The organism is Chthoniobacter flavus Ellin428 (assembly GCF_000173075.1).
Classification (GTDB): domain Bacteria; phylum Verrucomicrobiota; class Verrucomicrobiia; order Chthoniobacterales; family Chthoniobacteraceae; genus Chthoniobacter; species Chthoniobacter flavus.
The window spans coordinates 98,871-120,876 of sequence record NZ_ABVL01000017.1; the positions used below are offsets into that span (position 1 = coordinate 98,871).

23 protein-coding genes are annotated in these 22,006 nt (G+C 60.6%); 10 read left to right on the forward strand and 13 right to left on the reverse strand.

The window, feature by feature from the left end; genetic code table 11:
- Positions 1-286 precede the first annotated feature (286 nt).
- Complete coding sequence (locus CFE428DRAFT_RS23165; RefSeq protein ID WP_006982092.1) at positions 287-529, reverse strand: hypothetical protein; 243 nt, start codon at positions 527-529, stop codon at positions 287-289.
- A gap of 65 nt (positions 530-594) precedes the next feature.
- Here CFE428DRAFT_RS23165 and CFE428DRAFT_RS23170 point away from each other — a divergent pair, with 65 nt between their 5' ends.
- The 5 genes from CFE428DRAFT_RS23170 to CFE428DRAFT_RS23190 all read left to right on the forward strand — a co-directional run bounded on the left by CFE428DRAFT_RS23170 (position 595) and on the right by CFE428DRAFT_RS23190 (position 6,995).
- Positions 595-2,160 (forward strand): lipase maturation factor family protein, encoded by a 1,566-nt coding sequence (locus tag CFE428DRAFT_RS23170; RefSeq protein WP_006982093.1) that lies wholly within the window; start codon positions 595-597, stop codon positions 2,158-2,160.
- Positions 2,161-2,327: 167 nt separating this feature from the next.
- Entirely contained in the window at positions 2,328-2,870 is a 543-nt protein-coding gene (locus tag CFE428DRAFT_RS23175) for a DUF2127 domain-containing protein (RefSeq protein WP_006982094.1), read from the forward strand.
- Between the two features lie 183 nt (positions 2,871-3,053).
- On the forward strand, positions 3,054-3,965 hold the full coding sequence (locus CFE428DRAFT_RS23180; protein ID WP_006982095.1) for an AAA family ATPase: 912 nt from the start codon (positions 3,054-3,056) through the stop codon (positions 3,963-3,965).
- 112 nt (positions 3,966-4,077) lie between these two features.
- Entirely contained in the window at positions 4,078-4,980 is a 903-nt protein-coding gene (locus tag CFE428DRAFT_RS23185; protein ID WP_006982096.1) for a DUF58 domain-containing protein, read from the forward strand.
- Between the two features lie 5 nt (positions 4,981-4,985).
- On the forward strand, positions 4,986-6,995 hold the full coding sequence (locus CFE428DRAFT_RS23190) for a transglutaminase TgpA family protein (RefSeq protein ID WP_006982097.1): 2,010 nt from the start codon (positions 4,986-4,988) through the stop codon (positions 6,993-6,995).
- Here CFE428DRAFT_RS23190 and CFE428DRAFT_RS23195 read toward each other — a convergent pair.
- The 4 genes from CFE428DRAFT_RS23195 to CFE428DRAFT_RS23210 form a co-directional block, all read right to left on the reverse strand.
- The gene (locus CFE428DRAFT_RS23195; RefSeq protein ID WP_006982098.1) at positions 6,979-7,320 is read right to left on the reverse strand and encodes a DMT family protein; all 342 of its coding nucleotides are present in this window, start codon (positions 7,318-7,320) and stop codon (positions 6,979-6,981) included. The genes CFE428DRAFT_RS23190 and CFE428DRAFT_RS23195 overlap by 17 nt on opposite strands.
- 267 nt (positions 7,321-7,587) lie before the next feature.
- Entirely contained in the window at positions 7,588-8,478 is an 891-nt protein-coding gene (locus tag CFE428DRAFT_RS23200) for an SGNH/GDSL hydrolase family protein (RefSeq protein WP_006982099.1), read from the reverse strand.
- Positions 8,479-8,658: 180 nt separating this feature from the next.
- Entirely contained in the window at positions 8,659-9,681 is a 1,023-nt protein-coding gene (locus tag CFE428DRAFT_RS23205) for a hypothetical protein (protein WP_006982100.1), read from the reverse strand.
- A 111-nt stretch (positions 9,682-9,792) separates the two neighbouring features.
- Entirely contained in the window at positions 9,793-10,185 is a 393-nt protein-coding gene (locus CFE428DRAFT_RS23210) for a hypothetical protein (RefSeq protein WP_006982101.1), read from the reverse strand.
- Between the two features lie 395 nt (positions 10,186-10,580).
- On the opposite strand from CFE428DRAFT_RS23210, the gene CFE428DRAFT_RS23215 reads away from it, so the two are divergent.
- On the forward strand, positions 10,581-11,258 hold the full coding sequence (locus tag CFE428DRAFT_RS23215; RefSeq protein WP_006982102.1) for a SanA/YdcF family protein: 678 nt from the start codon (positions 10,581-10,583) through the stop codon (positions 11,256-11,258).
- Positions 11,259-11,378: 120 nt separating this feature from the next.
- Here the strand turns inward: CFE428DRAFT_RS23215 and hpnJ are convergent, their stop codons facing one another.
- Positions 11,379-12,809 (reverse strand): hopanoid biosynthesis associated radical SAM protein HpnJ, encoded by a 1,431-nt coding sequence (hpnJ, locus tag CFE428DRAFT_RS23220; RefSeq protein ID WP_006982103.1) that lies wholly within the window; start codon positions 12,807-12,809, stop codon positions 11,379-11,381.
- 79 nt (positions 12,810-12,888) lie between these two features.
- Between hpnJ and CFE428DRAFT_RS23225 the strand changes: the two genes are divergently transcribed.
- Together CFE428DRAFT_RS23225 and CFE428DRAFT_RS23230 are read left to right on the forward strand one after the other, a co-directional pair.
- The gene (locus CFE428DRAFT_RS23225) at positions 12,889-13,977 is read left to right on the forward strand and encodes a winged helix DNA-binding domain-containing protein (RefSeq protein ID WP_042725608.1); all 1,089 of its coding nucleotides are present in this window, start codon (positions 12,889-12,891) and stop codon (positions 13,975-13,977) included.
- An 86-nt stretch (positions 13,978-14,063) separates the two neighbouring features.
- Entirely contained in the window at positions 14,064-15,128 is a 1,065-nt protein-coding gene (locus tag CFE428DRAFT_RS23230) for a hypothetical protein (RefSeq protein WP_006982105.1), read from the forward strand.
- Positions 15,129-15,307: 179 nt separating this feature from the next.
- Here CFE428DRAFT_RS23230 and CFE428DRAFT_RS23235 read toward each other — a convergent pair whose 3' ends face one another.
- The 3 genes from CFE428DRAFT_RS23235 to CFE428DRAFT_RS23245 all read right to left on the reverse strand — a co-directional run bounded on the left by CFE428DRAFT_RS23235 (position 15,308) and on the right by CFE428DRAFT_RS23245 (position 18,108).
- Positions 15,308-16,963: a serine hydrolase gene (locus CFE428DRAFT_RS23235; RefSeq protein WP_006982106.1), complete on the reverse strand. Its 1,656-nt coding sequence runs from the start codon at positions 16,961-16,963 to the stop codon at positions 15,308-15,310.
- A gap of 142 nt (positions 16,964-17,105) precedes the next feature.
- Positions 17,106-17,495 carry a response regulator gene (locus CFE428DRAFT_RS23240; protein ID WP_006982107.1) on the reverse strand — a complete coding sequence of 130 codons (390 nt, stop codon included), beginning with the start codon at positions 17,493-17,495 and terminating at the stop codon, positions 17,106-17,108.
- Positions 17,496-17,775: 280 nt separating this feature from the next.
- Positions 17,776-18,108: a hypothetical protein gene (locus CFE428DRAFT_RS23245; RefSeq protein WP_006982108.1), complete on the reverse strand. Its 333-nt coding sequence runs from the start codon at positions 18,106-18,108 to the stop codon at positions 17,776-17,778.
- A 174-nt stretch (positions 18,109-18,282) separates the two neighbouring features.
- Between CFE428DRAFT_RS23245 and CFE428DRAFT_RS23255 the strand changes: the two genes are divergently transcribed.
- On the forward strand, positions 18,283-18,732 hold the full coding sequence (locus CFE428DRAFT_RS23255; protein ID WP_042725610.1) for a universal stress protein: 450 nt from the start codon (positions 18,283-18,285) through the stop codon (positions 18,730-18,732).
- 19 nt (positions 18,733-18,751) lie between these two features.
- Here CFE428DRAFT_RS23255 and CFE428DRAFT_RS38300 read toward each other — a convergent pair whose 3' ends face one another.
- On the reverse strand, positions 18,752-19,042 hold the full coding sequence (locus tag CFE428DRAFT_RS38300) for a DUF4234 domain-containing protein (RefSeq protein ID WP_042725611.1): 291 nt from the start codon (positions 19,040-19,042) through the stop codon (positions 18,752-18,754).
- A gap of 113 nt (positions 19,043-19,155) precedes the next feature.
- Positions 19,156-19,467: a YciI family protein gene (locus tag CFE428DRAFT_RS23265; RefSeq protein WP_006982111.1), complete on the reverse strand. Its 312-nt coding sequence runs from the start codon at positions 19,465-19,467 to the stop codon at positions 19,156-19,158.
- A 104-nt stretch (positions 19,468-19,571) separates the two neighbouring features.
- On the opposite strand from CFE428DRAFT_RS23265, the gene CFE428DRAFT_RS23270 reads away from it, so the two are divergent.
- On the forward strand, positions 19,572-20,522 hold the full coding sequence (locus tag CFE428DRAFT_RS23270) for a glutathione S-transferase family protein (protein ID WP_006982112.1): 951 nt from the start codon (positions 19,572-19,574) through the stop codon (positions 20,520-20,522).
- Positions 20,523-20,609: 87 nt separating this feature from the next.
- Here CFE428DRAFT_RS23270 and CFE428DRAFT_RS23275 read toward each other — a convergent pair whose 3' ends face one another.
- Both CFE428DRAFT_RS23275 and CFE428DRAFT_RS23280 read right to left on the reverse strand, forming a co-directional pair.
- Entirely contained in the window at positions 20,610-21,149 is a 540-nt protein-coding gene (locus CFE428DRAFT_RS23275; protein ID WP_006982113.1) for a LysM peptidoglycan-binding domain-containing protein, read from the reverse strand.
- 96 nt (positions 21,150-21,245) lie between these two features.
- A complete protein-coding gene (locus CFE428DRAFT_RS23280) occupies positions 21,246-21,833 on the reverse strand; it encodes a gluconokinase (RefSeq protein WP_006982114.1) in 588 nt (195 codons plus the stop codon).
- Between the last annotated feature and the right edge of the window lie 173 nt (positions 21,834-22,006).

A 22,006-nucleotide genomic window follows, 5' to 3' on the forward strand; every position in this document is an offset into this window, starting at 1 on the left:
TTTTTCCAGCGGCCTCGTCGCGGAGCGACGTTTGTCATTTGCTGTTCAGTCGTCGCGGCAAACGTCGCTCCGCGACGGACCACGACGAACTCCTTTCCGTGGACTAAAGTCCACGGCTACAAGCAAATATCGCTCCGCGATTGAAAAGACCGCTGTCGGACGCCTTTACGGAATGTCGATTCAGCCTGGGACGGCGGTTTGCGAAAGAATGGGAACGCGGCTCGCTCATTTACCAGTCACCGCTTGTCCCGTACACCGCCACCTCGGCGGGAGCGAGTCCCTCCGTTCACTGCTGCCGGGCGGCTTTCGCCGCTCGTTGCTTTTGCATGAGCTCCTGAAATTCCGACTCCTTGATAATGATAGCGGAGACATCTACATGCACGACCGCACGCTTGCGGCCGGAGGAACTTTCAAACGGTCGCGGTGAAGCAAGGATGATGATTTTCGGATCGTCGTTCGCAGTATACCCCGGAAAATTAAAATCCGGACCCGTGCTCTCCGGACGCTCACGCAATCGAAACCGTTTCATGACCACCACTCGCGACGGTTTTTCTTCATCCTTCCGCCTTCCTCCTTCATCCTTTTCCTCCACCCGTGCCTCCCGCTCCCGACGAACCGCCAATTACAAAGCCCGCCGCTTCTTCGCCCGCGGCTCCGAAGTCCGAATACTGGCTGACCCGTTTCGTCCTGCTGCGGTTTCTCGGCTTCATCTATTTCATCGCCTTCCTCTGCGCGGTGAAACAACTCATCCCGTTGATTGGCCACGACGGCCTGCTCCCGGCCGATGATTTCCTCCACCGGCTCTCCGAGCATCTCGGATCGAACAGCGAAGGCTTCTTTGAACTGCCGAGCCTCTTTTGGCTCGGCATCTCGGATGACGGGTTGATGCTCGTCTCCTGGCTGGGGCTGATTCTCTCCGTGGTCGTGATGTGCGGATACGCCAACTCGCTCATCATGCTCGCGCTCTGGGCGCTCTACATGTCCATCGTGAATGTCGGGCAGCTTTGGTACGGATACGGTTGGGAAATCCAATTGCTCGAGACCGGTTTTCTCGCCGTCTTCCTCTGCCCGTTGCTCGACTGGCGGCCCTTTCCACGACGCGCGCCGCAGGTCGCCGTCCTCTGGCTCTATCGCTGGCTCATTTTCCGGATCATGCTCGGCGCGGGCTTGATCAAACTGCGCGGCGACGCTTGCTGGCGCGATCTCACCTGCCTCTACTATCACTACGAGACGCAGCCGATTCCGAATCCCGTGAGTTGGTGGCTGTATTTCCGGCCGCACTGGTTCCAGCGTTTCGGCGTGCTGTGGAATCACTTCGTCGAACTCATCGTCCCGTGGTTTGGCTTTTACCCGCGGATCAGCCGTCACATCGCGGGTGTCCTCATGGTGAGCTTCCAGATCATCCTCATCATCAGCGGCAATCTCTCCTTTCTCAACTGGCTCACCATCGTCCCCTGCCTCGCTTGCTTCAACGATACTTTCTGGGCGCGACTGCTCCCGCGGGCCCTGGTCCAGCGCGCCCACGATGCCACGAAGCGCGCCCAGCCTTCCAGCGGCGCGGAATTTGCCGCGGTGTTTCTCTGCCTCGTCATCGCCATCCTCAGCCTCGAACCGGTGATGAACCTCATCTCGCCCGGCCAGGTCATGAACACCTCGTTCAACCGGCTGAGCCTCGTGAATACTTATGGCGCCTTTGGCACCGTCGGGCGTGAGCGCTTCGAAATCATCTTCGAAGGCACCAGCGATCCTTCGCCTCAATCCGCGACCTGGCGCGAATACGAGTTCGTCGCCAAGCCCGGCGATCCCAAGCGGCGCCCGCCGATCATCGCGCCGTATCAGCCGCGCATCGACTGGCAGATCTGGTTCGCGGCGATGGCCACGCCGCAACAGTATCCGTGGACTTTCCACTTTGTCTGGAAGCTCCTGCACAACGATCCCGGCACGCTGAGTCTGCTCGCGAACAACCCTTTCCCGGGTGAGCCGCCCCGTTACATCCGCGCCGAACTCTATCGCTACCATTTCGCACCGCCAGGCACCCAGGATGGCGCATGGTGGACTCGCGAGCGCGTCGGCGAATGGCTCCCGCCGCTGTCCGTGGATCATCCGCAATTCCGACAGTTGCTCCGGGAAGAAGGCTGGCTTAAACCCAATGAGCCCTAATTCATTTTCCGTTCTCCAATGCTCTCTTTACATCAACCTCACCTCTGTAGTGTTGGACACTATTCGCCCGTGGCGTGGTCGTTGAGTGGAGGATTTCGCCACATTTTCACAAGACATTGCGGTTCTCAGTGCTAGTATCTCGGAAACAGTCGAAATTGCGGCAATCGATGGCCCCCAATCCCGTTCCCTCCTCGAAAGAAGATCGCTACCTCCGAGTGATCGCCATTTACACCGTTGGCAAAGGTCTCCTTCTCTGCCTCCTCGCCATCGGTTTCCTCGGCTTCCTGCACAAGGACGTCGACATGATCGTCGGCAACTGGATGAGCCTCCTCGGCTTCAACATGGAAAACCGCCATGTCATCGCCATTCTCGCACGGCTGGACAAGGTGACCGACAAGCAACTGCGCGAATTGAGCGGCATTACCTTCGCCGTGGCGGGTGTGTTTCTCACCCAAGGCTCCGGCCTTCTGCTACGCCAGCAGTGGGCGAAGTATCTCACAGTGAGCGTGACCAGCGCGCTCATTCCTGTGGAAATCGTCGAACTCTTCCGGCACTTCGGCTGGATCAAGGTTGGGGTATTGGCGGTGAATATCGCCATCGTCGCTTTCCTCGTCGTCTCGCTCGTGCGAGAGAAACGGCGGACGCAATTGACCAAGCCAGCGCTGGCTGCCGGACCGCAGCCGGTGGCGGTGAGTTGCGAGACGGTTTAAGGCGCACCGTCGGCACGCGACTCTCATCGCGTGTTTAACACATCTCGATCGATTTTCGTTCGCCGCCGGGTTCTTCCGCCTCGGCCTGTCGATTTCTGCATGCAATCGCACCGATTACGTGGAATGCATCCTGCATCGCCCACTCTGGACCATCTCTCTCACCCCCTCGAAAGTGACCATTCAATGAAAAGTAGGATCGAAACGCTCGTCTCCCAAATCGGACAGATCATTGTGGGCAAGGAAGACGCCGTTCGTCTAGCCACTGCGTGTTTGCTCGCGCGCGGACATCTGCTCATCGAAGACATTCCGGGCGTCGGCAAGACGACGCTCGCCCACACCCTGGCCCGCTCGCTCGGCCTGCAGTTCCGCCGCATCCAATTCACCAGCGATCTGCTGCCCGCGGACATCGTCGGCAACTCCATCTTCGACCGCGAACAGCAGCGTTTCATCTTCCACGCCGGCCCGCTCTTTTCGCAGATGGTACTGATCGACGAAATCAATCGCGCCACGCCGAAGACCCAGAGCGCACTGCTCGAGGCCATGGAGGAAACGCACGTGACCATCGACGGCGTCACGCATCCGCTGCCCTCACCATTTTTCGTCATCGCCACGCAGAATCCGCAGCACCAGATCGGCACCTTCCCACTGCCCGAGTCGCAGCTCGACCGGTTCCTCATGCGCATTGAACTCGGCGTGCCGGGACGCGCCGCCGAGCGCACCATGCTCCTCGGGCAGGATCGCAAGATCATGCTGAAAGAGTTCCGCCCGGTCATGCCGATCGAGACGCTCACCGAAGTGCAGGAGCAAGTGCGCAGGGTCCACGCTTCGCCCGCATTGCTCGACTACTTGCAAGACCTGCTCGAGGCCAGCCGACGACGACATCGCGCCGGGCTTTCCCCGCGCGCCGGTCTCGCCCTGCTCCACGCCGCGCAGGCCTGGGCGCTCATGCAAGGCCGCGAGATGGTCCTGCCGGAAGACATCCAGGCCGTGGGCGTCGCCGTCATGGCCCACCGCCTCGGCCACGACATGGAAGCCACCGAAACTTCCGGTCGCACCCTCGCTCAGAACCTCCTGCGCGAGGTGCCGGTGCCGTAGGAAGAAGTAATCAGTATTCAGTGATCAGTAATCAGTGCGCCGCCGATCGCCTCCGCTCTCTCTTACTGATCACTGATTACTGATTACTGATTACTAATCACTCATCCCCAAAATGGAATCCGCCCCCACAGATCGCGTCTGGGTCTGGCCCAATGGCCGCACGCTCGGCCTCGCGGCGGTGCTGGTCGCGATGTGTTACGCCGGCGCCAGCCAGAGCAATGGCGCGGCCTATCTGCTTTGCTTCATCCTGACCAGCCTGGCCATCGTCTCGCTGGTGCATGCGTGGGCCAATCTCCATGGACTCGGTGCCTCCGTGGAATCGATCCCTCCCGTTTTCGCCGGGGACGATGTCTCTGTGCCGGTCGTCCTCACGGCCAGGAAAGGGGGCAGCCATTTCGGCGTGTTGGTTTCTGTCTCCGACGGCGCACCATCGGCCCACGAAGGCGCTGTTGTTCCCGAGTCACCCTCGCGTCTCGAGGTGCGCTTTCCCTCACCCGCGCGCGGGCACTATCGCGTGATCCCTCTGCGCATCACCAGCGATTACCCGCTGGGCTTTTTCACCGCGCGACGGCGCATCAAAGTCGCCCACGAATTTTACGTCTACCCGACACCGCACGGCGACCTTCCGTTTCCCCTCACCGTCGCTCCCACCCGCCAACCACGCGACGGTGTGCGGCACGAGGGCGATGACTTCGGCGGCACACGCCTGTGGCGTCCGGGCGAATCGCAGCGCCACATCGATTGGAAAGCCGCGGCCCGCAATCCGGTGCTCCTCACCAAACAATGGACCGGCGAGACGGATGAAATCCTCTACCTCGACTGGGCGACGTTGCCCGGGCTCGATACCGAAACGCGGATCAGCCAACTCGCCCGCTGGGTCGTGACCGCCGAGCGCGGCTTCGAGACCTACGAACTGCGCCTGCCGGGAAAAATTGTCCGCGCCAGCCGTGGCGAATCCCATTTTCACGCGTGCCTGCGCGCGCTCGCTTCGTTCGAATCCCCGGCCGCGAATTGACGCCCATGGACATCTTCCGCCATTCCCGGTACTCGAGCAACGTCGCCACGGCCCCGCTGGTCGGCATGATCATCGCCCTGGCCGCGGCGGTCATTCCGATGGGTGAGAAAGTCGCCGGCTGGGTCATCTGCGGCTTCTTCGCCGCCTGTATCGCCCGCCTCATCTTCAACCGTCCCGGCGCGCGCCTGCCCTCGCTGCCCCTCAAGCTCCTGCTTTTCGCCGGGAGCGTCGGTGGCGTCGCCTTCAACTACGGTTCGGCGGTGGGCATTGAGCCGGGCTTCAGCATTCTCGTCGCGCTGGTCGGGCTCAAGTTGATCGAGGCCAATGGGCCGCGCGACTTTCACGTCCTCGGCTTGCTGGCTTTCTTCCTCGCCCTCTGCGATTTGTTTTTCTCGCAGGATCTTCTCCGCTGGCTCTACGTCGCGATCATCGTGCTCCTCGTGCTTGCCACGCTGGTGCGCTTTCATCGCGGTACGAGCCCCGGCAGTTACTCGCGATCCACCTGGCTGGCCATGCGACTGCTCCTCCAGGCGTTGCCCATCGCGGTACTGCTCTTCCTGTTTTTTCCGCGTGTCTACGGCGGCTTCCGTTTTCAGTTCAGCCAGTCGCTCATGAATATCGGCGGCATGTCCGACCGGCTTTCCCCCGGCAGCATGTCCTCGATCGCCCTCAATAGCGACGTCGTCTTTCGCGCGGATTTTCCCGACGGAAATATCCCGCCCATGTCCTCGATGTATTGGCGCGGCGGCGTCCTGTGGCGTGGCGACGAACTCACCTGGGTGCTCGGCCCATTCTTTTCGCGGACGGAATATCAGCCCGCTCCGATGAGTGGCCCGAAGATCCGCCAGCGGATCAGTCTTCAACCGCATGGCGGGCGCTGGCTGTTCGCGCTCGACCGTCCGATGGAAATGCACGGCGCCAGCTACCTGCCGGGTGGAGTGCTGCAAAGCAAGCGCGCCATCCTCAGCCGCTATCGTTACGAAGTCACCTCGCTGCCCGAAGACCGCCAGACCAAGCTGCCAAGCGATCAAATGAGAGCCGCGCTGGATTTGCCCGCGCACCTCAGTCCCCGCGTCAAAGCGCTCGTCGCCAGCTGGAAAGCCGAAAGTAAAAACCCGGCAAAGATCGTCGAAGCCGCGTTGCGCTACTTCCGCCACGAACGTTTCACCTACACCCTCCAGCCCGGCTCCTACAGTGACGCGAACGCGCTCGATGAATTTCTGTTCGAGCGGCGGCAGGGCTTCTGCGAGCACTACGCCGCGGCCTTTGCCACGCTCATGCGGGTCGCCGGCGTCCCCTCGCGCGTCGTCATCGGGTATCACGCCGGGGAGTACAATTCGCTGGGGAAATACGTCATCGTCCGGCAATCCGACGCCCACGCCTGGTGCGAGGTGTGGCTGCAGAATGTCGGCTGGCAGCGCATCGATCCCACGGATGTCATCGCGCCGGATCGCATCTCCTCGAACCTCGAGTCGTATCTCGAGTCGCACACCTCGCAAAGCGACGCCACCTCCGGAGAGCGCTCCCTCGCCGCCACCGGCTGGCGCGAAATCCAGCACGATCTCCAACTCGCCTGGGACAGCCTGAACTACCAATGGGATCTGCACATCCTCAATTTCGATGAGGACGCACAGATGAATTTCCTGATGCTCCTCGGCCTCGGTTCGGTGTCCTGGGCCAGCATTCTCATCTGGGTCCTGATCGCCACCGCGCTTTTTGTCGGCGGCCTGAGTTTTTTCCTGCGGCGCTCCCGCAGCACCGTGGACAAAGTTGGCCGCGGCTATGCCGGCTTCTGCCACGCGCTCGCGCGAGCGGGTCTACCCCGCGAACCGTGGGAAGGTGCCCAACATTTTGCCGCCCGCGCGGCTGCTCATTTTCCGGAACAGGCCGAACTCATCGGGCGCATCTCGCAGCTCTACATCGAGCTGCGTTACGGCCGCGGCGAAGCCAGCGCCGCGCACTTCCTCACCGCTGTCCGTCAACTGCCACGCTTCAGCGTTAAGAGCGGAACATGAAGTAAACCGCGCCGAGCATGCACAGCCCGGCCCAGAGGTAGTCGAGCTTGATGGGTTGCCCCATGTAGAAGATCGCAAACGGCACGAAGACCGAGAGCGTAATCACTTCCTGCATGATCTTGAGCTGCCCCAGGCTGAGCGCGGTGTTGCCGATGCGATTGGCCGGCACCTGAAAACAGTATTCCAAAAATGCCACCGCCCAACTGATGACGATCGCGATGTAGAGCGGTTTGCTGAGAAGATTTTTCAGGTGCGCATACCAGGCGAAGGTCATGAACACGTTGGAAACGATGAGAAGGAGAGCGCTTTTCCAGATGGCAGGCATGATTGCATTTACACCAGTTTCCCGATCCCGTGCGAGCGAAGGTGCGGGTTTGGGCTCCTATACTTCCTATACTTCCTATACTTCCTATTCTTCCTATAGCGCCTATTTTCTCGGCGAGCCATTCGCCTTAGCGATAGGAGATATAGGAAGAAGGAGGTATAGGATCTCGCGAAGCGCCTCTGTTCGTGGGGCAACGCTCCGCGGTGCAGGGCGACCTGGAGATCGCCCCTCCCAGAGTTCCGTGGCTGCGGTGCTATCCCGTAATCTTTACTTCGCCGGCACGGGCGTCGCCGCGGCTTTGGCGGCCGCTTTCGCCGCCCTGGCCTCGGCAGCTTTTTTCGCACTCTCCACGGCCTGCGCTTCGAGGGGCACCCATGCCGCTTCCGCCTTCTTGAGCTGCGCAGCGTCGAAGCCGAAAGCCTGCAATACGCCGGTCGCCATGACCTTGTTGCCGTCGGTATTCATGTGCACGCCGTCGACGGTGAAGATCTTCTGTCCTGGCCGATTCGCTGCCTTGATGCGCTCCTGGAACATCGCGTTCAGGTCGGCCAGCGGCAGATGCTTTTCCTTCGCCAGCTTGCGCAGGAAATCATTGTAGGCCACCAGCTTCTTGTTCTCGTCGTTCCCCAGATTCTCCTCCTTGATCGGCGTCGAGGTGAGGATGACCACCTGCACACCAGCGTGGAGGGCCTTGTCCACGATCTCCGTGATATTCTTCTCGTACGTCCCCTTCGGCGGCTCCATCTCGTTGCGCTTTTGGTAGGTCTGCGCCGCGGCCTCGGCGTCGTTGAGGGGCACGCCTTTCAAGCCGTGCCACACGTCGTTCACGCCACAGCTCAGCGTCATCCATTGCGGCTTTTTGTTCAGCACGTCGCGATCGACACGCGCCAGCATGTCATTGGATTTGTGTCCGCTGATGCCCGCCGGGACCGGGTCGATCTTGATGTCATTGGCATCGAACGCCGCAACGATCAATTTCACATAACCAGCCGGATTGCTCCATCCCTGCGCGGTGATCGAATCTCCAAGAAAAGCCACCTTGTCGCCCGGCTTGACGGGAATCTCCGCGAAACTGCTGGGCGCAGACGCGCAGAACAGCGAGGTGGCAACGGCAACGGACGCGAGACGAACGACGGAGCGGAGGGTGGGAGGAAACATGCTTCCTTTGTTTCAAAGCCGCGCCCGCCCACGCAAGCCCGAACGTGGCGGAGCGGCTTTAGCGACGGTGAAAAGAAGGCCCGCGAATCACGCGAATGACACGAATGCGATGATTTCCATTCGCTTCATCTGTGTAATTCGCGGGCCAGACAACCTCTCTGCAGGTTGATTTACAGTCTCTTAGAACTGCACCGTGAAACCAGCGCGGATGCGATAGTCGGCGGTGGTCTGGAACGACGTCGCGTTCATGATCACCGGCAGATCCACGCTGACCTCGCCGTTGATGCGCCCGAACGAGGCGACGATGCGCGGCCCAACGTAAAGCGCCGTCACGCCGCTGTCAGGATCGGGCACACCCTGGAAGCGATCATAGCCCTTGGTTTCCCCGGCAACCACACACTGCACGCCGAGGGATTTGCCGTTCTTGCGATAAAGATACACGCCGGGGCCGCCGCTCCAGGCGAGCTCGTTCGCATAGCGGAACTGGAAGTCGCCATACCCTCTCACGGAATACTCCAACTCCGCCTGCAGGAACAACGCCTTGTAACGCAACTCAGCCTGGATGCCAAAAATCCCATCGACGGAACCGCTGCCGAGCGCGAGATCGTGCGGTCCGATGCCGCTGTCCGGCGCGCCTTCCACATCCGGCCGGTAGTTCTCCTTCAGCCGATCGCTGTCGCCCGTGGGAAATTTGATGCCGGCCGTGAGGCTGACCGTGGCGCTGAAATCCGGTTCGCCACGCCGCGCGGGCATGACCTGTTTCCCGTCCTTCGAATACGAGGCGGCTTCCTCATGGAAAAGCGCTTCCTTTCGGAAGACGGTCACGTTGGTCGTGAGCGTCAGGTCACCCAGGCCATCGACGTGTCCGCGATCGATATCGAAGCCGAGCTGACGCTGAAAGGCGCGATAGATGTAGGGCACGCTGAGCTGCACAGCGACTCGATCGTGGAAGAAGGAAGCGCCGACCACAAATTGGGTGATGGAGCTGTCGATGTATTCGCCCGCCGGATTGGGTTGCTTCACACCATTGAGACGCTCGGTGCCGAAGTGCGTGAATTGTTCCGCGGCACCGCCGTAGAGGCTGAAGGATTTTTCGTCGACCACCCGGAGAGAGGGCGTGTAGCAGCCGCAAAAATCGCAAGCGAGAGCGGGAGCGGCGATGGAGAGGGAGAGAAGAGGAAGAAGATAAGGAGAAATTTTCATGTGGATTAGATTGATGGAAATGCGGCGCCGCACGTCAGTGTGCGCACGATCCGCGGATGAATGGAGAAGCCCGGCCACGAACAGCGTGGTGGGCAGGGAGCGGTTTGCGAATTAGGCCAACTCGCCTCGAGGAGGCGGGGCTGTCGGTTGCTCCGCACGGGCTTTACCGTGCCATTCCGGGATTTCCAATTTCCACGAGGTTCCCTCCAACCTCACCAAGGTCATCAGCGCCGGCATGACAAACGTCGCCTGGCTTTCCACTTCCATGTTCTGCGCCGGCTGCGGCTCGGCGCTCTTCGAACGTGCTACTTCCTTACACAGCGAACATGGATGCTTGCCGTCGAAGGTCTTCGTCACCGCAGTCACGATGTGACCACTGCGCGAATACGAGAGCAACATACGCGTCCACGCCAGCGATTGCAGCGCCATCCAATGCCCACCCGAAGCCGCGAAAAGCACCAGGAGCATCAGCACCTGGCCAAATCGGAGCAGCGTTGGGGGCATGGGCAGGGTGCTACAGGGGTGATGGAGGAGCTGTCAACACGATATGCCGAAAAAGGCAAATACGGTCGCCGGTCACAGACCTGATCTTTATGCACATCTTTCCTAGAAGGGGCAATGAGTCACGAGAGCACGGGGAGGGGCGACTTCCTAGAAAAAACCCTGCACCGCGGAGCGGTGCCCTTCAGGGAGGGCGCTTCGCGCCGAGGTTTTTCGGTCGGCGACTGGGAAGTCGCCGCTCCCAGTGGCATTCGGAGCGGTGGCATGTTGCGGAGATGTCTCTATAAAGATCAGGTCACAGACCGCCGCTACCACTGCCGCGCCATTCCCCCGCCAGCTAATCGTTGCAAAATTTTCCATTCTCAATTTCCCATTTTCCATCCCAAGCTCCCATCTCGATGGGTCTCTCTTTTCTCAAACGCCGCTCGTTCTGGCTCGTCCTCACCGCGCTGGCTCTTCTCTTCGTCGCTTTCGTCGCCGGCGCCAATTACTGGGTCATTCATAGCACGCGCGAGGCGATCTTCACCGACCTCGCGCTCCTGCCAAAGACCGACGTCGCCCTGGTGCTCGGCACCTCGCGTTACAACGGCGACGGCCATAGCCCAAATCCCTTCTTCCTCGGGCGCATGAACACCGCCGCCCGCCTCTACCATGAAGGCAAGGTGCGCCATCTGCTCGTGAGCGGTGACAACGGCCACGTCGGATACGACGAACCCACGTGGATGCGCGACGCGTTGATCGCCCGTGGTGTCCCCCGCTCCGCGATCACACTCGACTATGCGGGCTTCCGCACGCTCGACTCAATGGCGCGCGCAAAGAATGTCTTCGGCCTGCAACGCTTCACGATCGTAACCGATGACTTTCACATCTCGCGCTCCGTATTCCTCGCGCGCTCCTATGGCCTCGATGTTGTGGGCTTTCCTTCGGAACGGGTCGCCTATTGGTGGTCGAAAAAGGTCCGCACCCGCGAACTCGCCTCCCGCACCGTGGCCTTTCTCGAAGTCTACCTGCTCCACACCAAGCCTCGTTACTTCGGCCCACCGGTGAAGATCGCTGTCGGGACGGACGGCAAGTAGGTTTCTCGTTTCTTGTTTCTCGTTTCTGGTTGTCCCAAGTCGCGACCCCTCAGATTGCGCGGCGCCCACTTGGAACCAGAAACTAGAAACTAGAAACTAGAAACCAGTATTAACCCGCACCTAAGTCCCCGCGCTGCGCAAACTGAGGAAACGGAAAAACTCCGCACCCTCGCGCAAACGCCGTTTCATCATATCCCAATCGCCGAGCATTTCGCCGAGCATGCGGGCGATCGGGCGCGGACGGAAGTAGTACGCTTTGTAGAAGCGTTCGACCGAGCGGAAGATCTCCGCCTGCGTCAGGCCTTCGTATTCCAGCGCCGCGGCTTGCTGGCCGAATTCATCCACGAGATGCGCGTCGCCGGCAAACCAGCCATTTTCCCTGGCCTGCCGGTAAAGCTCGGTGCCCGGATACGGTGCCGCGAGGCTCACTTGAATCGAAAACACATCGAGCGACTTCGCATATTCGATCGTCTCGCGAATCGTCTCCGGCGTCTCGCCCGGCAATCCGAGAATGAATGTCCCGTGAATGGTGATCCCGAGCTTCCGGCAATTCTCGGTGAACTCCCGCGCCTCCTCGATGCGAATGCCTTTCTTGATGTTATCGAGAATGCGCTGCACACCGCTCTCGTAACCGACGAGCAGCAACCGCAGCCCATTGTCGCGCATCGTCTTGAGCGTCTCGTAGTTGACATTCGCCCGTGCGTTGCAACTCCATGTCATCCCCAACTTGCCGAGTTCCCTGGCGATCTCCCGCGCGCGGGGCTGATACGCGGTGAACGTATCGTCGTCGAAAAAGAACTCCTTCACCTGCGGAAAAAGCCGCTGCGCATGGGCCATCTCTCGCGCCACACCGGCCGGTGATTTCGCGCGATACTTATGTCCGCCGACGGTCTGCGGCCAGAGGCAAAACGTGCACTGCGCCGGGCAACCGCGCCCGGTGTAATGCGAAACGTAGGGGTGCTTCAGGTAACCGATGAAATAACGCTCGATCTCCAGGTGACGCGCATACACATCCATGACACTCGGCAACTCGTCGAAGCTTTCGATCATCGCCCGCTCGGCATTGTGCACGATCTGGCCGTCGCGGCGGAAGGAAAGCCCATCGATTTCCGCCAACGGCTTGCCGAGTGCGACATCGCGGCAGGTGAAATCAAATTCCTTGCGCCCGACGAAATCGATCGCCTCGCTCGCGCGCAACGTCTCCTCCGGGAGCACGGCCGCGTGGGCGCCGACCAATCCGACGCGCACATCGGGGTTCTGTAACTTCAACGCCTCGGCCAGTTCGGCGTCGCCGCGCAAGGTCGGCGCGCTGGTGTGGATGATGACGATCTCCTGATCCCGCGCAATCCGCAGGACATCGTCCCGCGACAGATCATGCGGCGGCGCATCCACCAGCTTCGCCCCCTCGATCAGCGCCGCCGGTTGCGCCAGCCAGGTCGGAAACCAGAACGAACGCACCTCACGTTTTGCCTGATAACGCGACCCCGCTCCGCCATCGAAGCCTTGCCACGAGGGTGGATTGACGAAGAGGGTTTTCTGGAAAGAGCTCACACCGAGCTATCTAGCCGCGGAATTCGCGGTTTGCATCATGATTGTGACAATCGCGACAGATTGCATCCCGGTCCGACTGATGCCAGAACAGTGGCCTTTGAACATCGGCCGCCTTCGACTTCACAACCAGCAGATCTCCACGCACCGCTTCACGCGCCCGGCAGAGGTCGTCGCCTGGCTGGGCGCGATGCAGGCCCAGGACTATCCCGGCGCGCTGTGGTCGATCGGACTGCGTCTGCCCGGTGCCACGCAAGAGGACATCGAGCACGCCATCGCCGAGCGCACGATCGTTCGCACCTGGCCGATGCGTGGCACGCTGCATTTCGTCGCAGCAGAGGACTTGCACTGGATGCGCACGCTGCTCGCCCCGCGCATCATTGCCCGCAGCGCCGGCCGGCACCGGCAACTGGAATTGACGGACGCGATTTTTACGCGCGCCGAGAAGATCTTCCTCAAGGCCCTGCGTGGCGGTCAGCAATTGACCCGCGAGGAAATGTTCGCCCTGCTCGAGAAATCGCGGATCAGCACCACGGACCAGCGCGGCTATCACATCCTGTGGCGCCTCGCGCAGGAAGGCCTGCTCTGCTTCGGCACACACCGGGGAAAGCAACCCACCTTCACCTTGCTCGACGAATGGCTGCCCGCTGGCCAACCGCGCGATGCGGAAGCCTGCCTTGCCGAACTCGCTCTCCGCTATTTCACCAGTCATGGCCCGGCCACGATGGACGATTTCGTCGCCTGGTCCGGGCTGCGCATTTCCGAGGCGAAAGCCGGTGTGCACCTGCTCTCCACGAGACTCGCCCGCGAAAACGTGGCGGAGAAAACCTACTGGTTTTCGACCGACACACCGGTTGCGGCGAAGAAATCGAGTGCCGCATATCTCTTGCCTGGCTTTGATGAATTCATGCTCGGCTATCGCGACCGCTCTCCATCGTTGGCACCGAAGCACGCGGACAAGATCTGTCCGTCTTCCAATGGGGTGTTCCATCCCACAGTGGTGGTCGACGGCCAGGTCATCGGCACTTGGAAGCGCATCGCCCAGAAATCCGCGCTATCGATCACTCCCACTCCTTTCGAGAGTTTCGGCCCAACCGTCCGACGCGCCCTCGCTGCACCTGCTCGGCGCTATGGACAATTCGTGGGCAGCAAAGCGACCGTCGTCGACTGACGCCCAATTCGTTTTGACCCGCACAGCTCTCGAAGGATAAAGTCCACGGGGTTCAAAAGGCAGGCCCTCAAACTCATTTTCTCCCCATGGCTTACTCCTTCGCTGCGCGTTGGTTCATCTCCAGCACTTCTCTCCTCCTCTCGGCCACACTCGGGTTCAGCGCCGACGTCCCCGGCAACCTCATCGTCAATGGCAGTTTCGAAGCCGGCATGCAGATTTGGAAAGGCGACGGCAAGATCGTCTTACTGCCGGAAGGCAATCGCGTGTGCGAGATTGAGGCATCCAAGAGCCGGATGAAAGACATCAAGCAGGAGTTTCACATGAAGCAACTCCAGCAGGTGGAAGTCATCTTCCGCGCCCGGTCACTCAATTACACCGGCCCGGGATTGCGCGTCTCCATTCATCAAACCGGCAGTGGTTCGCTGATCTGGAACAAGCAGTTGCCCGAAGATGGAAGCTGGCGCGAATTCCACATCCTCTATACCCGTGCGGGTGGAAACGTCGACGCTCGTGAATTGAACATCGCGACGCTGATCGGCACCGGCAAGGTGCAGGTCGACGACGTGGAAGTGCGGGAACCGAGCAAGGTCGTCGAAAACCAACCGCCGCAACCCGTCGCTCCCAGCCCTGCCGCGACCCCAATGCCGGAAACCAGACCTCCCGCCTCGGCGCCCTTCGCCAGGCCGGCGGCCCCGCCTCCTTCGGCAATTCCCACTTCCCCGCTCCCGGCGGGCACGTTTGGATCGCTGGCGGATGTTCTGAAATCCGTGCCGCCAGATTCGCTGAAGAAGCTCCAGGACGCATCGACCGTGGAAGCCGGCATCACCGAGATCAATCAATACCTGGCTCAGAATGCCAAAGGGAAGCCGGCTCAGTTCCGCGTGAAGATCGCCGTCGCCGAGCCTGTCGCAGAAAAGCGCAACAAATTCCGCGTCCGCATGGTGGACGCTTCTGTCGCCAACGGGACTGGCGATGACATCAACGGGCGCCTCTGGGCTTACTTCCCAGAAAGCTCCGTCCCACCGGATGGCAAGGCCACTGTCGGTAGTGAGATTGTCATTTCCGGCGTCATCGGTCGCTGCGACATCAATAACAAAGGCCACCTGCAATTGAACATCGACTTGCAGGGCTCGAAGCTGGCCAGTCCGTAAGAGGGTGGACCGAAAGCCGGACAAAAGGAGTTTTGACCACGGATTACGCGGATTTCACAGATGAGGCGAGCGGAGCAGATTTCTGTAATCCGTGAAATCCGCGTAATCCGTGGTCACTCTTCATCCCGAATGAGTTTCGGTACGCCCTCTATGGACGGCCAGCAACTCCTTCCGCCTCACTACTTGGCCGGAACAAGTTTCGGCGCGTCGATCGTGTTGCCGTTTTGCGTGTGCACCAGCTTGGTCACCTTGCCGTCCTCGCCCCTCAGGAAGTGGATGCTGGCCTTGACCATGTGCCACTCGAAGCTGTCGTCGGCCGTGGGAAAGATGGGCATTTCGGGCTGCCCGGTGAGTTGGGCATAGAGCTGCCGGTCGTCCCGCCGGATGTTCAACACCGCGGCGGGGCCGTAGTAGTATTTGCCCACGAAGGCATCGAGTTGTTCGGGCGTGACCTTGGTGTCGGTCAGGCGCGGAGCGCGAAAGGTGTTGCCGTTCTGCGAGTGCCGCGCGGCGGTCACTTCGCCTTTGTCGTTGCGTAGAAATTGCACCTGCGCCGACGTGATTTTCCAAAAGAAAACATCCGGTGCTTTCGAGAAAATCTCGTATTTCTCCTGGCCGGTCAGTTGGGCGTATAGGTGATCGTTCTCCAGCGTCACGTTCATGATCGCGCTCAGGTAATCGTAACGACCGACAAAGGCCACGAAGGTTTTGGGATCGACCGCCTTGTCCTCCAACGGCTTGGGCAGTTGGGCGATTTCGTCGGCGAGGAAATGCTTCGCAAACTGGTGATTGAGAGCGGCCGGCTCGAGGCTGGGCTGGGGAGGCAGCGCATTGGCCAGCGCCACGAGGACGACCTTCTGTCCCGGCAGCCAGACCACATTGCTCGACCAACCCTGCAATCCACCATTGTGCCAGATCGCGGGAAGCCCCTCAAAATCGGAGATCACCAGGCCGAAACCATAGTGGGAGGGATCGACCTCGGGCGGCAGCGGATAAGGCGTAGTCATCACCTTCAGCGACTCGGCATTGACCACGCGACCGGCGTGGAGCGTCTCGGTCCAGTGGAAGAGATCGCCAACCGTGGAATAAATCGCCCCCGCCCCACCGGCCCACGACATGTCCCAATCCAGCGCCAGAGTCGCCTTTCCACCCGCCACCGCGTAACCCTTGGCCGCGCCCGCTGGCGAATTCGCATTCACATAAATGCCAGTGTCCTTCATCCCGAGTGGCTCGAAAAACGTGGTTCGGAGGTAATCGGCGAGAGACTGCCCGGAAACTTTGGCCACGATCTCTCCAAGGAGGAAGTAGCCGGAATTGCAGTATTCGTAACGCGTCCCCGGAGCGAAGTTCGGTTTGTCCTTCTGCATCGAGACAATCAACGCCGTGGGTTCGATCGGCTTGGTCACGCCCGCGAAGAAATCGGGCCGCTCGGTATAGCTCTTCAGCCCGCTCGTGTGGGTGAGAAGATTCTTCAAGGTGATCTCCTTCGCATTTGGCAGATCGGGAAAGTATTTCGCGAGCGGATCGCTGATCGCCAGTTTACCCTCCTCGGCGAGTTTCATGATCGCCGAGGCGACGAACTGTTTCGTCACCGAGCCGATGCGAAATTTCGTCTCCGTGGTAATCGGAACCTTCTGCTCCACATCGGCCAGGCCGAAGCCGCCTTGGAAAAGAATTTGGCCATCGCGTGCCACGAGCACGGCCACGCCCGGCATGTCGGGCTTCACTTGAGCGCGAATGTGTTTCTCCGACCACTCCACGGGAGTTTCCGCAAAGACGCGGGGCAGGAGGAAGAGAGCCAGGAGCGACGCGCGGAGAAATACGGTGATCTTCATGGAAGCGACGGTTGGGGAAGAACATCCAACATCCAGCACTGAACATCCAACCTCCAATTTAGGAGCGGCCGAGTTCAAAGCCGACCTCGACGCGGCTCTCGCGGCAAACCTCGCCGCGGCCCACTAGCGATGGCGACGCCGATTACTTCGCCTCAGAACCAACGCAGGCGTTGAAATTCAGCAGATCATCGACAAACCGGAGGAGTTCCGAAGGCGACACCGGCTTCGGCAGTGTGGGCACGGACTCGGCCGCAGCCTCGTCGCGGGTCACTCCACCGGTCACAAAAGCGATGGGCACACCGCGCAGCGTCGGATCCTCCTGAAGCTTCGCCGCCACTTCTTCGCCATTCATCCCGTTGATCTCTTTATCGAGCAGGATCAAATCGGGGCGGAATTCGCGGGCCGTATCGAGCGCCCGGCGACCGCAGGATTCCTCCCGGACCTCATAGCGGCCACTGCCTTCGAGAACGATTTGAAAAATCGTCGTCAGGGCGACCTCGTCATCGACATGGAGAATTCGAAGAGTACTCATCGGCCACGGATATTGCGACGGCGCGGGGGCATCGGCAAACGGATGAACAGCTTAAGGAACAACGCCACACGCGCCGTGTCCAATTGGGATTCGGAATTATTTTGACGGGCAATTTTCATAGACGCGTTTTTGATAAAGCCACGCGCGTGCCCATGCCACCGGGGGCGATTACGGAGAATGCGGGAGGGATACCCCTAACGCAGATCAGGGACAAGCCTGAGAACACAGAGACGATCGATGCCTCGCGCCGACCAGTCACGGTAGTCAGTCCCGCAGAAATCTACTCGTGATTCCGACTCAAGGTCTCCCGAAAGAGCCCGGAGGCCGTCGCGACCTGGAAACGCGCCGTGCTTCCATCCGCCTCCGTCTCCACCCGCCACTGATGTTGCGCCGCAAAGACTGTGATCCGCCGGCGCCGTTCCGAGGCGTCAAGCAGCTCTCCCTCCCACAGCAGGCCCAGGTCCTCAGAACTCGCCACGTAGTAATTGCGTTGCGACAGCCCTTCGCGGATGCGCGCCCGCAGTTGCAACCACGGAACGACGGTCGAATCCGAGGGAGAAACAACCACGGTGCGAGTGTGGCTATGGCTGGAGGACGCAACGGCATTACTCATAAAGAAAATGGGAAAATGGAGTTGGGGACAGTGTCGTCGATGACGTAGCCGAAGCTTCGCGACGCAGCCCACGAGACTTTAGCACAAATATCGAAGAACACACGCTTGCTTTCGCACTTCCCGGTGAGCTTGGATGGGAGCCCGAAGATATTTTTCTCCGCCGGCTTCTCTCTCATGAAAACGATCATCGCGCTTGTCGATTTTTCCGATGTTACACAGCGAGTCCTCGAGCAGGCCACCATGCATGCGCACACCTACGGCGCCCGGCTCATTCTGGTGCACGTCGTGCCCGCCGAACCGGCAGTCGTGGAATTTGGCATCGCCTCCCCAACCCTGCTGCAGCCGCCTTCGGAGAAACGCGTCAAAAAGGATTACGGCCAACTCCTCCAACTGCAGGACTCACTGGCCGAATCCGGGGTCCAGGTCTCCGCGCAACAACTCGAGCAGGCCGATGTCGGCAAGGTCGTGGACCTTTGCCACGGCCTGGAGGCGGATCTTATCGTCGTCGGTACGCATCACCACGGCGCCCTCTACCAGTTCTTCATCGGCACCTACACCGCGGATGTCCTGAAGAAGGCGCACTGCCCGGTCCTCGTGGTGCCGCCGGCGGAAAAGACCGCCTGACAGAACCGCCGCGACTGCATCATCCTCGCGGCTCACGACGCGGCGCGATCGGTGGCACAGGCCCGCTTTTGTGTTGTTCCCGCCGCACGCGGGCATGCGGTGGCTCTTCCGTCGGTATCTGCCGCGCGTTGCACATGCAGCAGCGCCACGGGCGTTCGTCCTCACGACGGCGGAGGAACCACCACGGAATCGCCCACAAACCGCAGGTCACGATGGTGCCCAGCATGTGGCGATAAGTTTCCAGGCCGCGTTTGGTGAAACGCCGCAACTGCCCGCATCGTTCGCAGTAAAAGGAAGTGAAGTGGCGCATCTATTGGGGGCGAAAGGAGGAAACTCGTGCTCCTGCGTATATCTCCAACCATCTTGTGGTGGAAACCTTTACACAAATTCGCTTTTCCCATCAGCCGATTCGCCCCCCTTTCTCTACGCCCGGGGCGCGGCACGGACCACCGCTCGCGGCATCGGGAAAACCTCGGCGCGAAAACCGACATCGGCCTTGATGACCGGATCCCCCGCCGTGAGAGAAGCCGGATCGACCTCGTCCGGCAATTCCAACAGGCCCATGCCAAAGCCGCCCGCCGGATCAGCCACCGGACCGAAGCCCACGGCGTATCCTCGTTCCAATTGACCGCGCCAGTAGCCAGCGTGTTCCTGCATGAGTTGGAGTTCCGCCGGCGTCATGTCCTGCATGAAAGTCGGGCGCGGCGGGAGCAGTTTGAAGAAATAGTATTTCATCGCCCTGGCGTTGTGCCCCGAAAAAGCCGTTCAGGAAAGGATTTCGCCACGCGATAGGAACGCCAATGCTCGCGCAAACGTCAGGTGTTGCTACATTCACCGCCATGAGCGCGCAGTTTCCGGATGAACAGAACGACGACGGCGAATTCGAACGGCAGGAAGATGCCTTTCGCGACTGGGTTTCCTCCGACGGCTCCACAGCTTATCCAGCGGAACCCGGCCGCTATCACCTCTATGTTTCGCTCGCCTGTCCTTGGGCCAGCCGCACGGTCATCGTTCGCCATCTTCTAGGGCTGGAAGAGGCGGTCGGCTGCACCGTCGTCGATCCGATCCGCGACGAACGCGGTTGGGCATTTCGCGATGGCCCCGGCTACAGCCACGACCCCATCGAGGGCTTTAGTTTTTTGAGCCAGGCCTACACGACGACCGATCCGCAATTCCAGGGTCGCGTCACCGTCCCGGTGCTTTGGGACAAAACCACGCGGCGCATCGTGAACAATTCCGAGGACGACATCTGCCGGATGTTTGCCGAGGCCTTCACCGGCTTGGTGGCTCCCGGTGGCACATTGCCCGACCTCTTTCCCAAGGAAATCGAAGACGACCATCGCAAGCTGGCCGAATTCATCTATTCGCGGGTGAACAACGGCGTCTACCGTGCCGGCTTCGCCTCCAGCCAACGGGCCTACGAGAATGCCTTTCGCATTCTCTTCGCTGCGCTCGATGAACTCGACACCCGACTCGCCACGCGTCGCTACCTTTTCGGCTCCAAACCCGTCGAGGCGGACTGGCGTCTCTTTTGCACGCTCGTCCGCTTCGATGCTGTCTACTTCGGGCACTTCAAGTGCAACCTGCGACGCATCTTCGACTACGCGCATCTCGACGGCTATTTGCGCGATCTCTACCAACTGCCGGGCATCGCCGGGACGGTCAATCTCGACCACATCAAGCGGCACTACTACTACACCCACGACGATATCAACCCGACGCGGATCGTGCCCCTCGGTCCCCTGCTCGACTTCACCCGACCTCATGGCCGAGAGAAGCTGAGTGGGTGAGACCACGCCGCAGCGTCCGGCAAATACGCTGAGCGAATCACGACAGCGTCGGTGGCCCGCCCTTTCGTATTGCGGCTCCCGCCCGAACTACTTCGTCTTCGGCGGAACGCTCAGCACCGTCCCGATCGAAAGCTTCTTCTCGTCGGTGATGTGATTGGCCGTCTTCAGCGCCGTCACGGATACGCCGTACTGGCTGGCGATGCCGCCAAGTGTTTCACCCTTGGCCACCGTGTGTGTGGTATGGAAGCCACCCACCGTCGCAGCCGGCTTCTTGGGCGTGTAGGGTCTGGCCACTACCGGCTTGGGCGTGCTGACCGGTTTCTCCGGCCCAGTCCCCCGGTGATGGACATAGTCGGCCAGCGCCGGGTCGATCTGGATGATCTTCGCCTCGAGCTTTCGGTCAGCCTCTTCATAAGCCGCCCGCACCTTCGGATCCCGCAGCGCGATCGTGCGCTCCTGCTGGTATTCCTGTTCCAGGCTGGCCGAGGAAGTAGCGTGCAAAACAGGCGAAGCGAAAACGGCAACGGAGAGTGCGAGGACAGCGTATTTAGGGGTCATGGCCATCGCATAACCGACCGAGCCACTCCACCGCAAGCTCAGCTTGAGAATGTAGACGAGCGGCCACAAAAAGACGCAGCGGGCACAAAAATTTGCCGGCCGAAGCCGACCGTCTTTTGCGCCTTCTGTGCCTCTTCGTGGCTACCCTCTGCCGATTGCGGCCCGTTACGACCGCATCGCAAACGGATGCAGTTGCGGCATCGCCTGCCACACCAGGTCGGCCACGCCATCGGGCGGCTCCGTCCCTACCTCGACGCGGACGATCGAAGGCTCTGCTTTGGTGTCGGGCGGTTCCGCGGCATCGAGCTGCGAACTCAGCAGCGAAGCCGGGAAAAAATGGGTGTGCGCTGCTTCGCGTGCCTCGAGCCGCTGCTTCAAGACCTCCGGCTTCACGTCGAGCCAGGCGATCGCCACCTGGCCGCCCACCATGCGCGCTTCATTCACATAAGTGCGGAAGCGATCCCGCGTGCGGCGCCGCAAGCACGAGCAAGCGATGATCACGCTTTCCCCACGTCGCCGCCAGGCAATCATCCCGCCGATGATGCGCTCCGCCCAATTCTGGCGGTAAGCATCGGACAACGGCTGGCCGCTCTTCATCTGCTCCACTGCCTCGCGGCTGTGGTAATCGTCCGCGTCAATCAGCGGCAGGCTCATCTCCCTGGCCAGGGCCTCGGCCACCACGCTCTTTCCAGAGCCGCTGGGCCCGGCCACGATCAAGGCATACCAACGGTCTCTAACTAGCAAATCCGACATGAATGATTCCTTTCGATGAGGAAGAGAGAGGGGCGTAAACGCATGATGGGCGCCACAGTGCAAAGGTTTGGCCGCGCCTGCCAAGCATTCTGTTGAATCGGCGACCGGCGCCGCCCTTCAGCACGTTCGGTCCTGGACAACGGTTTCCAAAAATTCCAACCATCGGGGTTTTC